This is a genomic window from Thermonema sp. (assembly GCF_026003375.1).
Taxonomy (GTDB): domain Bacteria; phylum Bacteroidota; class Bacteroidia; order Cytophagales; family Thermonemataceae; genus Thermonema; species Thermonema rossianum.
Map to the genome: position 1 here is coordinate 795,560 of NZ_BPHD01000001.1, position 16,005 is coordinate 811,564.

The 16,005-nt window shown below is 49.2% G+C and carries 11 protein-coding genes; 4 read left to right on the forward strand and 7 right to left on the reverse strand.

Going from position 1 to position 16,005, the window contains the following annotated elements; genetic code table 11:
* Window positions 1-87: 87 nt before the first annotated feature.
* Complete coding sequence (locus QVE43_RS03390) at window positions 88-1,806, forward strand: hypothetical protein (RefSeq protein ID WP_288004299.1); 1,719 nt, start codon at window positions 88-90, stop codon at window positions 1,804-1,806.
* An 849-nt stretch (window positions 1,807-2,655) separates the two neighbouring features.
* On the forward strand, window positions 2,656-4,281 hold the full coding sequence (locus tag QVE43_RS03395) for a hypothetical protein (protein WP_288004301.1): 1,626 nt from the start codon (window positions 2,656-2,658) through the stop codon (window positions 4,279-4,281).
* Between the two features lie 259 nt (window positions 4,282-4,540).
* On the opposite strand, the gene scpB is transcribed toward QVE43_RS03395, so the two are convergent.
* The 5 genes from scpB to QVE43_RS03420 form a co-directional block, all read right to left on the reverse strand.
* Complete coding sequence (gene scpB / locus QVE43_RS03400) at window positions 4,541-5,113, reverse strand: SMC-Scp complex subunit ScpB (protein WP_288004303.1); 573 nt, start codon at window positions 5,111-5,113, stop codon at window positions 4,541-4,543.
* A 135-nt stretch (window positions 5,114-5,248) separates the two neighbouring features.
* On the reverse strand, window positions 5,249-5,638 hold the full coding sequence (locus tag QVE43_RS03405; RefSeq protein WP_038032477.1) for a TraR/DksA C4-type zinc finger protein: 390 nt from the start codon (window positions 5,636-5,638) through the stop codon (window positions 5,249-5,251).
* 426 nt (window positions 5,639-6,064) lie between these two features.
* On the reverse strand, window positions 6,065-6,337 hold the full coding sequence (gene rpmA / locus QVE43_RS03410; protein ID WP_038032466.1) for a 50S ribosomal protein L27: 273 nt from the start codon (window positions 6,335-6,337) through the stop codon (window positions 6,065-6,067).
* Window positions 6,338-6,355: 18 nt separating this feature from the next.
* The gene (gene rplU / locus QVE43_RS03415) at window positions 6,356-6,667 is read right to left on the reverse strand and encodes a 50S ribosomal protein L21 (protein ID WP_288004306.1); all 312 of its coding nucleotides are present in this window, start codon (window positions 6,665-6,667) and stop codon (window positions 6,356-6,358) included.
* Between the two features lie 141 nt (window positions 6,668-6,808).
* Window positions 6,809-10,321 (reverse strand): methylmalonyl-CoA mutase family protein, encoded by a 3,513-nt coding sequence (locus tag QVE43_RS03420; RefSeq protein ID WP_288004308.1) that lies wholly within the window; start codon window positions 10,319-10,321, stop codon window positions 6,809-6,811.
* Between the two features lie 182 nt (window positions 10,322-10,503).
* Here QVE43_RS03420 and QVE43_RS03425 point away from each other — a divergent pair, with 182 nt between their 5' ends.
* Together QVE43_RS03425 and QVE43_RS03430 are read left to right on the forward strand one after the other, a co-directional pair.
* The gene (locus QVE43_RS03425) at window positions 10,504-11,499 is read left to right on the forward strand and encodes a sugar phosphate nucleotidyltransferase (RefSeq protein ID WP_288004310.1); all 996 of its coding nucleotides are present in this window, start codon (window positions 10,504-10,506) and stop codon (window positions 11,497-11,499) included.
* Between the two features lie 24 nt (window positions 11,500-11,523).
* Window positions 11,524-13,200 (forward strand): M3 family oligoendopeptidase, encoded by a 1,677-nt coding sequence (locus tag QVE43_RS03430; RefSeq protein ID WP_288004312.1) that lies wholly within the window; start codon window positions 11,524-11,526, stop codon window positions 13,198-13,200.
* 60 nt (window positions 13,201-13,260) lie between these two features.
* Here QVE43_RS03430 and QVE43_RS03435 read toward each other — a convergent pair whose 3' ends face one another.
* Together QVE43_RS03435 and QVE43_RS03440 are read right to left on the reverse strand one after the other, a co-directional pair.
* Window positions 13,261-14,580 (reverse strand): folylpolyglutamate synthase/dihydrofolate synthase family protein, encoded by a 1,320-nt coding sequence (locus tag QVE43_RS03435; RefSeq protein ID WP_288004810.1) that lies wholly within the window; start codon window positions 14,578-14,580, stop codon window positions 13,261-13,263.
* Window positions 14,580-15,941 (reverse strand): NAD-dependent succinate-semialdehyde dehydrogenase, encoded by a 1,362-nt coding sequence (locus QVE43_RS03440; protein ID WP_288004314.1) that lies wholly within the window; start codon window positions 15,939-15,941, stop codon window positions 14,580-14,582. Before QVE43_RS03440 ends, QVE43_RS03435 begins: the two co-directional genes overlap by 1 nt.
* Window positions 15,942-16,005 lie beyond the last annotated feature (64 nt).

Genomic DNA, 16,005 nt, shown 5'->3' on the forward strand with positions numbered 1-16,005 from the left:
TCTTCTTAATCCCCGGGAACAGCAGGCATCAATGCCTGCGTGCTTGGTTGATACTTATTGTGGTAAAAAACATTACCTAAAAAGGCCATGAAAGTATATACTGCGGACGGCAAGCTCCTCCAATTGGGCGAACTGCTGGGTAGCGGCGGCGAAGGATACATCTATGAGGTGCAGGACAAGCACCCACGCGGCGAGGTGGTCGCCAAAATATTCCACGACCCCGCCAAGGCGGCAGAAAGAGAAGCCAAGCTGCGCTATATGGTGCAGAACCCGCCCGAAAGCATCGAACAAAACGGGCATACTTTCCTTGCATGGCCCCTGGAACTGCTCTTCGATGAACAAGGACAATTCACCGGGTTCCTCATGCCCAAAGCCCGGGGCGTTGAGCTCGAATATCTCTGCTCCGACGATTTTGAAAGCTACCCCGAATTCCAAAGCCCGGAATGGCATAAGTTCTATTTCTCCGCCCCCATGGTGGCCGGCTACAGGTTACGAACCGCCTTTAACATCTGTGCCGCCGTGTATGCCGTCCATGCCAAAGGATATGTCATCGGTGACCTCAAGCCCGGCAACGTCCTTTTGCAGCCCAACGGATTGGTCACCCTCATTGACCTCGACAGTATTCAAATCACCGGCCCGCAGGAGAGCTATCCCGCCGCTGTCCTCACCCCCGAAAATGCACCACCCGAAAGCAAAGACATGACGGCCGAAGATTTCAAAAATGAAAGCTGGGACAGATTCAGCCTTGCTGTCATGCTGTACCGTTTCCTCACCGGCATTCACCCCTTCACCGGCACCCTCAAACCGCCTTACGACAAGCTCAACACCTACGAAGAGCTCATCCGGCACGGATTCTACCCACACGGCTCACGAAAAGACTTCTTCGAGGTGATTCCGCCTACCCACCGGCGGCTGTTTACACTCTACCCGACGGCAATCGCCCAAACCTTCGGGCAAGCCTTCGATACCGGCCTGTTTCAGCCGGACAAGCGCCCTTCGGCGCTCGAATGGAACCGCATCCTCCATGAAGCACTTAAGGCGGCAGAGGCAGCTGCCCGGAAGGCGAAAGCGAAGAAAAAGCTACAAGTCAGGGACAATAAAGCCTTCTCCTTCACCAAGGATCACCCCACAGACAAAAGGCCAGTAATACTATCATTAATGATAGGAATGCTACAGATAGCAATGCTTATTTTTAACAAATACCTGCCCGTGCCTTTCAGACTGGTGCCCACACCATGGCTTTTGCAAGGGGTACTTATCAGCCTATATGCCCTAATTATGCCTGTTCTCTTTACGAGAATAAAAAAAGAATATATTAATGTGCATACACATATGCTCATCGCACCACCATTGATTATTCTTCAATGGTATGGGCTATCTTTCTTTTTTGATGGTAATGGTAGCCTGCCCACCTCTGTTTTTTATTACTGTATAATCTTATTGGGTACTACCGTTATTTATTCATATCTCATCGCTCCGAAAAAGAATAAATATCGAAAAAAAGACTTAGCATTTCTCGTTGCCTTACCCTTTCTGGCTTATTTTATATGTACAGCTTATGGTTACTTCTGCTTTTTTATAGTAAATTCAGAAGATGCACATCCGGAAAAATTTCTATTTATAGAAGGTGATTTCCTCAATGAAGAAGTGTTTCTTGCTTTTTTTGACCATATAGGGGCAGGAATCATGCTAACCATCTTAATTGCCTTAATTGCCGTCACGCTAATGATTATATTCGTAGCGATTACCGTGTTCCTTGGGCTCCTTGATACCCTAAAAGAAAAAATGCAATCTTTACGGAAATAAAGGGTTCCCCTCATTCAGGACAAGGAATCTTTAGGCTGCTGCTCATGAGTTTGCTCTTTTCAGCTGTGAGTGCCTCCCTTCTGTATATGCTATACAGAAAGCTTTGTCTTGCGAAGTTTTATCTTTATTTCTTCTTCCGCGGGACTTTTAGGGGCTACCTCTAAGAGGTGGACTCTCTGCTCAATGGTATAGATGCAGCAGCGCACGGCTTCAACAGGAATGGTTTTTGCCTGTAAGCCGGATAGCTGTTATCTTGTCGGGGAAAGGGCAAAGCTCTTCTTAATTCCCGGAAACAGCAGGCATCAATGCCTCTGTGCTTTGTTGAAACTTATTGTGGTAAAAAACATTATCTAAAAGACCATGCAAGTATATACTGCGGACGGCACCCTTCTGCAATTGGGCGAAATGCTGGGCAGCGGCGGCGAAGGATTGTTTATGAAGTAAACAACCACCCCGCCCGTACCCCCTTGGTTGCCAAAGTGTTTTTCTCGCCCGAAAAAGCAGCGCAAAAAGAAGCCAAGCTGCGCTATATGGTGCAGAACCCGCCCGAAAGCATCGAGCAAAACGGGCATACTTTCCTTGCATGGCCCCTGGAACTGCTCTTCGACGAACAAGGACAGTTCACCGGATTCCTCATGCCCAAAGCCGAAGGCGTCGAGCTCGAATACCTCTGCTCCGATGACTTTGAAAGCTACCCCGAATTCCAAAGCACGGAATGGCATAAGTTCTATTTCTCCAACCCCATGGTGGCCGTCTACAGGTTACGAACCGCCTTTAACATCTGTGCCGCCGTGCATGCCGTCCATGCCAAAGGATATGTCATCGGCGACCTCAAACCCGTCAATATCTTTGTATTGCCCAACGGACTTCATTCTCTCATTGGACCTCGACAGCATCCAAATCAATGCGCCGGAAATACATTTCCCTGCTGCTGTCGTTACAGCCGAGTATGCCCCGCCCGAAAGCAAAGACATGGAAGCGGCTGACTTCAAAAATGAAGGCTGGGACCGCTTCAGCCTGGCTGTTATCCTCTATCGTTTTCTTGTGGGCATTCATCCTTTCACCGGTACACTCAAGCCGCCCTACGACAAGCTCAGCACCTATGAAGAACTCATCCGGCACGGTTTTTATCCCAACGGCGCGCGCAAAGACCTCTTCGAGGTGATACCGCCTACCCACCGGCGGCTGTTTACGCTCTATCCCCCGGCAATAGCCAAAACTTTTGAGTCGGTATTCGACAGCTGTCTCTTCGAGCCGGACAAACGTCCTTCCGCACTCGAATGGAGCCGGCTACTGAAGCTGAAAGCAAAAGCACCGAAGAAAACAAAAACGTCACCAACTCTACAGAAGCGCAATTCCCCACAACATACTGCAATACAAACACTTAAACATATACAAGAAATTGTTTTCAGCAATGGAAAGATAAATGCCGCTTTGCTGCTGCTTTTGAGTGTCTTGTATTTTAGCAGGCTATACAAGGGTAGCCTATTTAAGCTTTGGTTGAGCGTCGAAGTAATGGATAGCATACTGCTGTTGTGTTTTCCATTGACCTGTATCAGTGTGCTTGCCATATTGTATCAAACCTTATTTAGCGGCATTACATACACAAAAACACAAGCTTCCTACCCTCTTACCGGATTTATGGACCGGATAGTATATCGCCTGCCTTCTTTCTGGCTTTCGTTTGCGCCGGCTTATGCGCTTTTAAACCATACAGCTAAACATGCCCGGAAGTACCCTTTCACCCCCGTTTCTGCTTATTCGCTTTTTGGGACAGTGCTCATATCCGGCGTTGGTACATTCATTAACATAGTAGCGGCTCTCAGCGATTCATGGGCTTGGCTCATAGATATGGCAGCCGTGACTTTTATACTCTTACGAACCGAAAAACTGCTGCTTTCATGGCTGGTGCCGTCCCAAGAAATTGCCCTTGTACAGGCTCCCCGGAAGCACCTGCTGTCGATGTTCACCCTAAGCGTTCTTCACGGCATGGCATTTCTCTTCCTTTTTTACGGAGGGTTCATGCTGCTTAGCGATCACCTATTACCCGCTTCCCTTAAAGGTGTAGCCAACAGCTTGGCTACCGGCATACTATCGCCACTTGCCTGCTTCTTATCTATATGGGTGCTTACTCTTTTGGTCAAAAGAAAGGAACGAAGTAAAGAACGTATGACGCTAAACCGTTATCTTATCAACAGCAGCCATTTGACGCTGTTTCTTGCTGCACAAGCACTTTATCTTTTATTTGTGCCACCATCTGTAGGCGAATGGACGCTTGCAAGTGCCGAACATTCTTATGCAATCATCGAAATCATCTTAAATGCGGGCTTGTCTGCATTTAAAATCACCCTGATGAAACTGGGTCCCATGACAGTAAGCGTCGCTTTGTTTTCAGCCTTATCCTCATCCATCATACCGGCAGAAGCGCAACAGCCCAAAGAGGTCTTAAATAAAGGAACCGTTATTCAAAGATAATTTTCCCAATTATATCAACTCCACTCTTTCAGCTCTCACGGTGTGAAACGTGACTTGTCATTTCGAACGGAGCGTAAGCGTAGTGAGAAACCTTATCACGCCATGCAACAAAATAGATTTCTCGTATGCGCCCGAAATGACAAAAAAGAAAAGCTTCAAAAAAATAAATCTCATCTATTTTTAGCTTACACTCTCAAAATAAAAAGGCGGACGAATACCCGCCTTTACTTTATCGTGAAAAAAACAAATCCTTTTCCGTTTAGCCGTCTTGCTCTTTGCCTATTTCCAAGCCTTCGCCTTCTTCTGCCTTCAAGTCTTTAGGTTGGGGCAGGTCTTTGAGGCTGTTGATGCCGAAGTAGTCCATAAATTTGTCACTGGTGCCGTAAAGCAAGGGACGCCCTACGGTATCGGCTTTGCCTTTGATAACAATCAACTCTTTTTCCAAAAGCTTTTGAATGGCATAGTCACAGTTCACCCCTCTGATTTGCTCTATTTCGCCTTTGGTTACGGGCTGCCGGTAGGCAATGATGGCCAAGGTCTCCAGAGCCGACTTGGAAAGGCGTTTTTTTGATTGCTGCTTCAACAAAATGCTGATGGAGGCCTGATAAGCGGGCTTGGTCAGGAATTGATAGCCACCCCCACTTTTGTAAACCCCAAAAGGATAAATGTCGGCTTCGTATTTTTCTATGATGCGCTGTAGTGTTTCTTCTATTACCCTCAACTCTATGTCGGCATCAAACATTTCTGTCATGCATTGCCGTATTTCTTCTTCGGTAATGGGCGAAGGGGCACAAAAAATAAGTGCTTCTATATGGTTCTGCAAGAAGTCCATAGACTCAGCGGCTTTGAATGAGAAAGCAAAATAAAGGAAAAAACACAAAAGCAAAAGCCGCTGTTTTCCTTTGCGGCAGGAAATACACAGCGGCTTCCATGTATTGACAAGGTACAAACTTAATAAGCGTTGTTGTTAATCTTTGTTCAATTTGGCTTCAATGGAGTGTTGCGTATGCGGCACAATGCGCAGGCGCTCTTTGGGAATAAGCTTGCCTGTATCAACACAGATACCATAAGTGCCGTTTTTAATGCGCACCAAAGCCATCCTCAGCTGATTGATAAATTTCTGCTGGCGTGCTGCCAACTGGTTGATGCTCTCCTTTTCGAGCGTATCGGCGCCATCTTCCAGCAGGTTGAGATTCCCCCCCTCGGTATCGCTGGTACCTGCGTCGTCCAATTTCATCATCGAACGCTTCAGCTCTTCCAATTCAGCCTCTGCCTGACGCAGCTTTTGCAAAATCAGCTCTTCGAACTCCTTCAATTCCTCGGGAGAGTAGCGGGTTTTTTCCTTTTTATCAGCCATAATGCATGTATGTTTGCGTTCTTGGATGCAAATATAAAACAAGTTTTTATTTAAAAAACCATTTGTTTTATAAAATAAATCCAAATGAAATTTTAACACAGTATTAAAAAAGCAAAATTAAAAACAACCATTTCTTTACAAAAAGAAAAAAGATTCAAAACAAAATGGTAAGCGCACGTACCAACCAGATGTTATATTTTATCTGTTTACGGCAAAGAACAAGTTTTTACTCCTGCTGCCGCTTTAATTTCAATGCCTTTCCGGAGAAGGAATGCACAAAATTGATTTTTTGTTTTTCACTCTTTTACGCAAAACTAAATTCAAAAGTTGAAGAGAATTTTTTTATCACCTTCACCCGGTAGAAATAAAAAAAGCCGCCTGTGGAGGCGGCTTTACTACTAATATTGTGCCTTCAAGCTACTTGGCTTAGTTGGCATCCTTAGAAACAGGTTCTACATACACATAAGACTTCTTGTCGAAGCCTTTGCGCTTGAAGCGCACGATGCCATCAACCAATGCAAACAGGGTATGGTCTTTACCCATGCCTACATTTTGCCCCGGGTGATGCTTGGTGCCACGCTGACGAACAATGATGTTGCCCGCCTTCGCAAATTGACCACCATATATTTTCACACCCAAGCGTTTGCTTTCTGATTCACGACCGTTCTTCGAACTACCGACACCTTTCTTGTGAGCCATAATTCTTTCGTTTTAAAATTATTTTACAATATCTACAATCTGCAGTTTCGTCAAGTACTGACGATGACCGTTTTTGCGTCTGTAGCCTTTACGACGCTTTTTCTTGAAGACGATGATTTTTTCGCCTTTCAAGTGTTCCAATACTTTGGCTTTTACCTGGGCGCCTTCTACTGTGGGGGCACCTACGGACACAGCGCCGTTATCATCTACGAGCAACACCTTGTCTATAGTCAATTCCTCGCCCTCTGCGTTGGGCAAGCGGTGCACGTAGATATAACGGTCTTTTTCTACTTTGAATTGCTGTCCCGCTACTTCAATGATTGCGTACATGTTCGTTTCGTTTTTTTAGACCATTACAGGGTCGCAAATATACAACCTATTCCACTCAATACCAAACCGGAGATGCTTTTTTTAAAAAGCCGGGAGCAAGAATATTTGTCTTTTGCCCCCGGTGCTTTTCTTCTTTTGTCGTTACATGTTGCGACGATACTGCCCCCCTACTTCATAGAGTGCGTGGGTCATTTGTCCTAAGGAACACACCTTGGCTGCTTCCATAAGCGCCTCGAAAACGTTGCGGTTTTCCACGGCTGTTTCTTGCAGCATTTTCAATGCCTTTGGTGCCGCTTCTTTGTTGCGCTCTTGGAAAGCACGCAGGCTGTTAATGGCAAACTCTTTCTCTTCTTTACTTGCCCGCACCACCTTTTCGGGTATATCGGTAGGAGAGCCTTCGGGGTCAAGGAAAGTGTTCACGCCCACGATGGGCAACTCGCCGCTGTGTTTCTTCATTTCGTAATACATGGACTCATCTTGTATCTTGGCACGCTGATACATGCGCTCCATGGCGCCCAGCACGCCCCCACGTTCCGAAATAGACATGAATTCCTTCAATACGGCTTGCTCTACCAAGTCGGTAAGCTGCTCTATGATGAAAGAGCCCTGCAGCGGGTTTTCATTCTTAGCCAAGCCCAATTCAAGGTTGATAATCAACTGAATAGCCACTGCGCGGCGCACACTTTCTTCGGTAGGCGTCGTAATCGCCTCATCATAAGCGTTGGTATGCAGCGAGTTGCAGTTGTCATAAATGGCATAGAGCGCCTGCAGGGTGGTGCGTATGTCGTTGAAAGCAATTTCTTGTGCATGCAACGAACGCCCCGAGGTCTGAATATGGTATTTCAGCTTTTGGCTGCGCTCATTGCCGCCGTACTTATATTTGATGGCTTTTGCCCAGATGCGCCGTGCCACACGCCCCAGCACCGAATATTCGGGGTCCATGCCGTTCGAAAAGAAGAAAGACAAATTGGGCGCAAAGTCGTCGATGTGCATGCCGCGGCTCAGGTAATACTCCACATAGGTGAAGGCATTCGACAAGGTCAGCGCCAGCTGCGTAATGGGGTTGGCGCCCGCCTCGGCAATATGGTACCCACTGATGGACACCGAGTAAAAATTGCGCACCCGGTGATCGATAAAGTATTGCTGTATGTCGCCCATCATGCGCAGGGCAAACTCGGTAGAGAAAATGCAGGTATTTTGCGCCTGATCTTCTTTCAAGATATCGGCTTGCACGGTACCACGCACTTTCGAGAGCGTGTCCGCTTTAATTTTTTCATATACTTCACGCGGCAGCACTTCATCGCCGGTCACGCCCAGCAGCATCAAGCCCAAGCCGTTGTGTCCATGCGGCAACTCACCGTTGTAATAGGGACGCGGCACGCCTTTTTGGCGGTAAATCTCATCGATTTTGCGCTGCACTTCTTCTTCCAAGCCATGCTGCTTGATGTAAAGTTCGCACTGCTGGTCGATGGCGGTGTTCATGAAGAAAGCCAGCATCATGGGAGCCGGTCCGTTGATGGTCATCGAGACGGACGTTTTGGGGTCTGCCAGGTTGAAGCCGGAATAGAGCTTCTTGGCGTCGTCCAGGGTGGCCACACTCACGCCCGAGTTGCCTATTTTCCCATAAATATCGGGGCGGTAGTCCGGGTCTTCGCCATAAAGGGTCACACTGTCGAAAGCGGTTGACAGGCGATGAGCCGGCATGCCTTCACACAGAAAATGGAAGCGTTTGTTGGTGCGCTCGGGACCGCCCTCGCCGGCAAACATACGGGTAGGCAGCTCACCGGTACGCTTCAATGGGAACACTCCCGCCGCATAGGGGAAGAAACCGGGGGCATTTTCAGTAAGCAGCCATTTCAAAATATCGCCCCAGTCTTTGTATTTGGGCAAAGCCACCTTAGGAATGCGCGTACCCGAAAGCGAAGTAGTATAAAGGTCTTGCTCTATGACTTTGTCGCGCACCCGGAACTGGTATTTGTCTGCTTGGTAACGCTTCACCATTTCGGGCCACTCTTGCAACAGACGCTTGCACTCGGGGTCCAGTTTCTCTTCCAGCTCCCGGTACATTTCAATGAGGTCTTTGAGGTATTCGGGCTCGCCCTGCTCGTATTGTATTGCCTGCACCACGCCCTCGTTTTCTTCTACCTCTATCACCTTCTTGCCTATGTTGGCACGCAACTGCTCAATGGTACCTTTGAGCTGATACATACGGCGGGCTATCTCCGACTGCTCTTGCACAAAACGGTCGTAGCGCTCGCTGGTCTCGCATATTTCGGCAAGGTAACGCACCCGGTCGGGCGGTATGATATAGACCTTCTTCGACATGCCTTCGGTAATCTCGAAGTCGGAGCGTAAATGTTCGGCACCGGTTTTTTCTACAATTTTATCCATCAGCTTGCGGTACAACACGTTGGTGCCGGGGTCGTTGAACTGCGAAGCGATGGTGCCGTAAATGGGCAATTCCTCATCGGGCACATCAAAAAGCATGTGGTTGCGCTTGTATTGCTTGCGCACGTCGCGCAGGGCATCGAGCGAGCCGCGCTTGTCGAATTTATTGATGGCAATCACATCGGCAAACTCGAGCATATCTATTTTTTCGAGCTGCGTGGCTGCCCCATATTCGGCAGTCATCACATACAAAGAGACGTCCGAATGGTCCACAATTTCGGTGTCGGACTGCCCAATACCTGAGGTTTCTACAATCACCAAGTCGTAGCCCGCCGCCTTGCATATGTCGATGGCATGCTGCACATGCTGGCTCAAAGCAAGGTTGGCTTGGCGGGTAGCCATTGAGCGCATATATACACGCGGGTTGTGGATGGAATTCATACGGATACGGTCGCCCAACAAAGCACCGCCGCTTTTTTTCTTCGAGGGGTCCACGGAAATGATAGCAATGGTGTGCTCTTCGAAGTCGAGTAAATAGCGGCGCACCAACTCATCGACCAGCGAAGACTTACCGGCACCGCCCGTGCCCGTAATACCCAAAACGGGGATTTTCTTTTGAGCCGCCTTCTGCCGGACGGTTTCTTGTATCTCGCTGTAATCTTCGGGGGCATTTTCAGCCACGGTAATCAGGCGGGCAATCACGCGCGAGTCTTTGGTCTCTACATTTTCCACCAAATATTGCAGGTCTTGAAAACGTGCCGAAGGGTCATGCTCTTCGGTGTCATCGGCACCGGCAGCTGCCAACCGTTGGCGCTTGGCTTTGGGAATATAAGTGGGGAAGTCGGCTTTTTTGAGCACATCGTTGATCATGCCCTGCAAGCCCATGGCCCGCCCGTCGTCGGGATGATAGATGCGCGTAATGCCGTAGCGGTGCAGTTCTTCTATCTCGGAAGGCAAGATGGTCCCCCCACCGCCTCCAAATATTTTAATATTCACCTCCCGCTCCTTCAGCAAATCATACATATACTGAAAGAACTCCATGTGCCCCCCTTGATAAGAGGTAACGGCAATGCCTTGCACATCTTCCTGAATGGCACACTCCACGATTTCCTGCACCGAGCGGTTGTGTCCCAGGTGAATCACTTCGGCGCCCGATGCCTGCATAATACGGCGCATCAGGTTGATGGCGGCATCGTGCCCGTCGAAAAGGGAAGCCGCTGTTACCAGGCGTACATGGTTTTCCGGTTTATAAGGTTTGGTTTCCACAGACTTACACTTTTTAAGTAACTACACTACACAAAAACTCTTTAAGAATAGTACAAAGTTAAGTTTTTTTTATACAATATGAATACAGAATACAAAATAAAGGTGTTATGTTTGCCGGCATTTCGTCAAATGCATGATAATAGTTATTATATTGCCTGTTGTTTGTCATTTTTAGGAAAACTATGAAAGTAGTCATACCGGTAGCGGGCATAGGCTCGCGGCTTCGTCCACACACCCACACGCAACCCAAGTCTTTGGTGCCGGTAGCCGGCAAACCCCTGCTGGGGCACATTATAGACAGCCTGCTGGAAGAGGGCTTGCAGGACTTTGTATTCATCATCGGCTACCTGGGCGACAAAATAGAGCTGTTTATTCGTGAAAGCTATGAAGGCAAGCTCAATATGACTTTCGTGGTGCAGGAACCACGGGAAGGGCTGGCACATGCGCTTTGGGTTGCCAAAGACCTGCTCATTCAGGAAGAGCAAATATTGGTTGTTTTGGGCGATACCATCGCACACCTGAACTGGAAAGCGCTGTTGAGCATGCGCACCTCGGCGGTAGGTGTTAAAAAAGTATCGCAGCCGGGGCTGTTCGGCATTGCCGAAACCGATGCCAACGGGCGCATTTTGCGCTTGGAAGAAAAACCCAAAATACCGAAATCCAACCTGGCGCTGGTCGGTATTTATAAGCTCAAAAACCTACCGTTGCTTTTCGAGTGTATCCAGTATTTGATAGAGAATCAGCTCAAAAACCGCGGTGAGTACCACCTGACCGATGCCCTGCAGCGCATGATAGAAAAAGACGAAGAAATTTACGCCCTGCCCGTGCGCCATTGGTATGACTGCGGAAAGAAAGAGACCATTCTCGAAGCCAATGCCATCTTGTTGAACCAAAGCAAGTATAAAACCGATCTCCCGCATTTTCCCAATACCATCATCATTCCGCCGGTTAGTATTGGCGAGAACTGTAAAATCAGCAATTCCATCATCGGACCCAACGTAGCCATCGGAAATGACGCCATAGTGCAGTCATCCATCATTTCCAACTCCATCATTGGCTCCTTCAGCCACCTCGATTATGTGGTTTTACACGACTCCATCATAGGCAACGACAGCGCCCTCAAAGGGCTGCGCCAAAGCCTGAACATAGGCGACAACACGGAAATCAACTTTCAATAAACAAACGTTCAAACATATCATAACATGGCTCAGTTTGTGGACAACATAGATACGCGCTCTGCCGAAAGCATCATTCCTTACTATGAAGACCTGCTGCGGCGCCCCATAGACAGCCTCGAAGCACTGAAGCGCTGGTTCAGCGACCGCAACGAACTGGAAACCCAACTGGCCGAAGCCATGGGCTGGCTTTATATCCGTTACACCTGCAACACCGCCGACCAAGAAGCCAAGCAGGCATTTGAGCAATTTGTGGAAGAAATTCAACCCGTCAGCTTGCAATACACACAAAAGCTCAACCGCAAGGCTTTTGAATCGCCTTTTATCAACCGGTTAAAACAAGAACCGGCTTACGACATTTATATCAGACGCCTGCGTAAGCAAATAGACCTCTTTCAGGAAAAAAACATTCCGCTTATTACAAGAGTGCAGGTACTGCAACAGGAATATGGCAAAATAGCCGGCAGCATGACCGTGCATATCGACGGCAAAGAATTGACCCTGCAGCAAGCGCAAGACCTGCTTTTTGACCCCAACCGGAACAAGCGGGAAGAAGCCTATGTAAAGATAGCCGAAAGGCGCCTGAAAGATCGCAAAGAGCTGGACGAACTGCTGGACGAACTGCTGGCGCTGCGGCATCAGATAGCTACCCAAGCCGGTTATGCCAACTACAGGGATTATATCTGGGATGAGCTGTGCCGTTTCGATTACACGCCCGGCGATTGTCTGCAGTTCCACGAAGCCGTGGCACGCCATGCTGTTCCCCTGCTCGATGCCTTGGCTGCCGAACGCCAACAGCAAATGGGTGTAAGCAAGCTCAAACCCTGGGACTGGAAAGCCGACCCGCTGGGGCGCCCTCCCTTGCATCCGTTTAGCGACGAAAAGGACTTGATAGAAAGGACCAAAGCCTGCCTGGAACAAACCCATCCTTTCTTTGCCGAATGTCTGGAACGCCTCCGGGAAGCCGGTCACTTGGACCTCTCTTCCCGGAAGAATAAAGCCCCGGGGGGCTATAACTACCCTTTGCCTGTCTCGAACTTGCCCTTTATTTTCATGAATGCCAGTGGCAACCTGCGCGACGTGACCACCTTGCTTCATGAAATGGGGCATGCCGTGCATTCTATTTTGATGGCAGACCTCCCCTTGGCTGTCTTTAAAGAAGTGCCTTCCGAAGTGGCAGAGCTTGCTTCTATGAGCATGGAACTCATCACCATGCCTGCATGGGATGTGTATTTGCCCCAAAAAGAAGACTTACAGCGTGCCTACGCCTTCCAAAAACAAGAAATCATAGAAACGCTTCCGTGGGTGGCCTGCATCGATGCCTTCCAACATTGGCTTTACACGCACCCCAAACACAATCATGAACAGCGGCGTAAAGCATGGCACGACATATACACCCGCTTTCATGACCACCTCACCGACTGGCACGACCTCGAAGAATATCATGATTACTTCTGGCAAAAGCAGTTGCATATCTATGAAGTGCCTTTCTATTACATAGAATACGGCATTGCCCAGCTGGGTGCTCTCGCTCTATGGAAGAACTATCAAGCAGACCGGAAGCGAGCGCTCCAAGACTATATGAGTGCCTTGAAACCGGGATATACACGCTCTATTGCAGACATATACGCCACAGCAGGCATACGCTTCGATTTTAGTGAAGCGTATATACGGCAAGTGCTTGAGGTTGTACAAGACATGTAATTCAAACAAGAGCGGCAAGCGCACCCAATTAGTAGAGTGTGCTTGCTGCCTTCCTTGCTTTCACTCAAAAAGTGCTTCGGGCAGCTCTGCCAAAATAAAATGACTGCCTGCCACCACTATCAGTTCGCCTTCTTGGTAGTCGTGCATGGCAGCTTGCAAAGCCTCGTTCACCGAAGTATAGGCACGCGCCTCTAAAGCCTGTTTTTGCAATTCGGCTGCCAGCTGTGTTGCCGCTAATGCACGTGGCGACCGGGCAGCGCAGCAGTAGTAAGAAGACTTTGCCGCAGGCAAGCAAGAAGCCAAAAGTGATAAGTTCTTATCGGCAGCCAATCCTATGACCCAACGGCAATGTGCAGGCCGTATCTGTTCAATCTGGCGGCACAACGCCCGTATGCCTTCTTCATTATGTGCGGCATCTGCAAAAACAAGGGCTTGTGTACGCAAGCGCTGCCAACGCCCTTTCAGACGAAAAACAGACAAGCACGCCCCCTTTCGAAAAGCGGCTTGGGCTTCTTCATTGCGCCCTTCCGTGGTCATCCACTCTTTAAAAGTCACCCAGGCGGTCAACAAATTGTCTGCCTGATAAGCGGCTGTCAGCGGGGTTTCAATATCGAAACATGTTGTGTGGTCCTGAATGGTTGCCCGGCGCCTTCCGTCAGCCAAGAAAGCGCCCCATGCCATTCCGGCTTTGTCTTCTGCCCACAACAAGCGTGCTGCTTGCCCGGCAGCTTTCTCTTCATACACGGCAGTGGTTTCTGCTTGCCGGCGCCCAATCACCACCCGCATTCCTTTTTTGATGATACCGGCTTTTTCGGCAGCAATTTGTGCCAAGGTATCGCCCAAAAACTGCTGATGGTCGAGAGCTATGCGGGTAATTACGCCCATTTCAGGCATTAAAATATTGGTGGCATCCAAGCGACCGCCCATGCCCACCTCCACTACTGCCACATCTACTTCTTGCCGGGCAAAAAAATCAAAAGCCATCAGCGTGACCCATTCAAAAAAAGTGGGGCGAAAACGCTCTACCAAGGCATGGTGGCGGTTCACGAAGTCCAACACAAAGGCAGCAGGCACTTCTTTGCCATCGACCCTGATTCTCTCGGTAAAGCGGTGGATATGGGGCGATGTAAACAAGGCTGTTTTGTAACCTGCTGCATACAGGGCATTGGCTAACAAATGCGCCACACTGCCTTTGCCATTGGTGCCGGCAATGTGGATGGCACGAAAGCGACCTTCGGGATGCCCCAGCAGCGCCGCCATTGCTTCCATGCGCTCCAAGCCGGGCTTATAAGCAGCGGCGCCTTGTTTCTCAAAAAGAGGCAGTTGCCCGTAAAGCCAAGCCACTGCCTCTTCGTAATGTTCAAAAGGTGGTTTTTTCATCAAGCTATCCACAGGGTTTGTATATTCACGAATTCGCGGATGCCAAAGATAGACAATTCCCTGCCATAGCCCGAATGCTTCACGCCCCCAAAAGGCAGGCGCGGGTCCGACTTCACAATGCCATTCACAAAGGCGCATCCTACTTCCAGCTGTTGCGCCAGCTGCTCCCCTTTCAGCGTGTCGGCAGTCCATACAGAGCCGCCCAAGCCATAGGCCGAGCGGTTGGCAAGCTGCAGCGCTTCCTCTGTAGAAGAAGCTTTGATGAGTGCAGCCACCGGTCCGAACAGCTCTTCATCGAAGGCGGGCATGCCGGGCAGTACGCCGGCCAGCACGGTGGGCTCGTAGCAAGCACCGGGGTGCTCCATGGGCTTGCCTCCCAAAAGGCAGGTAGCACCTGCTTTTATGCTCGCTTGCACCTGAGCATGCAATTCATCGCGCAGGTCATGGCGCGCCATGGCTGCATAGTCGGTGGCCTCGTCTTCCGGCTTACCGAAACGCAGTTTGCGCATATGTTCGACAAAGGCTTCCGCAAAAGAATCATAAATGCCGGCATGAACAATAAACCGCTTGGCAGCAATACAAGACTGTCCGTTGTTTATCATACGGGCTTGCACTGCCTTAGCTGCCACGGCTTCTATGTCCACATCGGGCAACACAATGAAGGGGTCGCTTCCGCCCAACTCCAGCACTGTTTTCTTCAGACACTCGCCGGCCACAGCGGCCACTTTGCGTCCGGCTGCTTCGCTGCCCGTAAGTGTGACTGCCCGCACCTTGTCATGCCGGATAACCGCTTCTACTGCTCCGGCACCGATGAGCAGCGTTTGGAAAATATGTTCCGGGAAACCGGCATCTACAAACAGTTTTTCTATTGCCAACGCACACTGCGGCACATTGGACGCATGCTTGAGCAAAGCGGCATTGCCTGCCATCAAAGCGGGGGCTGCAAAACGAAATACCTGCCAAAAAGGGAAGTTCCAAGGCATGACAGCCAACACCACGCCCAAAGGGGCAAAACGCACATAACTGCGAGAGGCGTCGGTACGCACCACTTCTTCGGTCAAGAACTGCCCGGCATAGGTGGCATAATAATCGCATACCCAGGCACATTTCTCCACTTCGGCAATGGCTTCGCGCCGGACTTTGCCCATTTCAACTGTCATAAGCTGCGCCAAGGATTCTTTCCGCTCACGCAGCAAATCAGCCACTTTACGCATCAGCCCGGCACGCTCGTCAAAAGAGCGGCAGCGCCAATCAAGAAAAGCTTCATGGGCTTGGTTTATCTTCTGCTCTATGCGCCCGGCATCTTCTGCTTCGTACGTTGCCAGTACTTCGTTGTTATATGGGTTACGTGATTCTATCATGACCTTTTGTTTTATTTTAAAAAGAAAGCTACACGCTTTTTACCTAAAAGCCAAATAAGACTGC

Coding starts and splice junctions, on each gene's coding strand:
- QVE43_RS03390 (WP_288004299.1), top strand. CDS start 88: ATGAAAGTATATACTGCGGACGGCAAGCTCCTCCAATTGGGCGAACTG.
- scpB (WP_288004303.1), bottom strand. CDS start 5,113: ATGGACTTCTTGCAGAACCATATAGAAGCACTTATTTTTTGTGCCCCT.
- QVE43_RS03405 (WP_038032477.1), bottom strand. CDS start 5,638: ATGGCTGATAAAAAGGAAAAAACCCGCTACTCTCCCGAGGAATTGAAG.
- rpmA (WP_038032466.1), bottom strand. CDS start 6,337: ATGGCTCACAAGAAAGGTGTCGGTAGTTCGAAGAACGGTCGTGAATCA.
- rplU (WP_288004306.1), bottom strand. CDS start 6,667: ATGTACGCAATCATTGAAGTAGCGGGACAGCAATTCAAAGTAGAAAAA.
- QVE43_RS03425 (WP_288004310.1), top strand. CDS start 10,504: ATGAAAGTAGTCATACCGGTAGCGGGCATAGGCTCGCGGCTTCGTCCA.
- QVE43_RS03430 (WP_288004312.1), top strand. CDS start 11,524: ATGGCTCAGTTTGTGGACAACATAGATACGCGCTCTGCCGAAAGCATC.
- QVE43_RS03435 (WP_288004810.1), bottom strand. CDS start 14,580: ATGAAAAAACCACCTTTTGAACATTACGAAGAGGCAGTGGCTTGGCTT.
- QVE43_RS03440 (WP_288004314.1), bottom strand. CDS start 15,941: ATGATAGAATCACGTAACCCATATAACAACGAAGTACTGGCAACGTAC.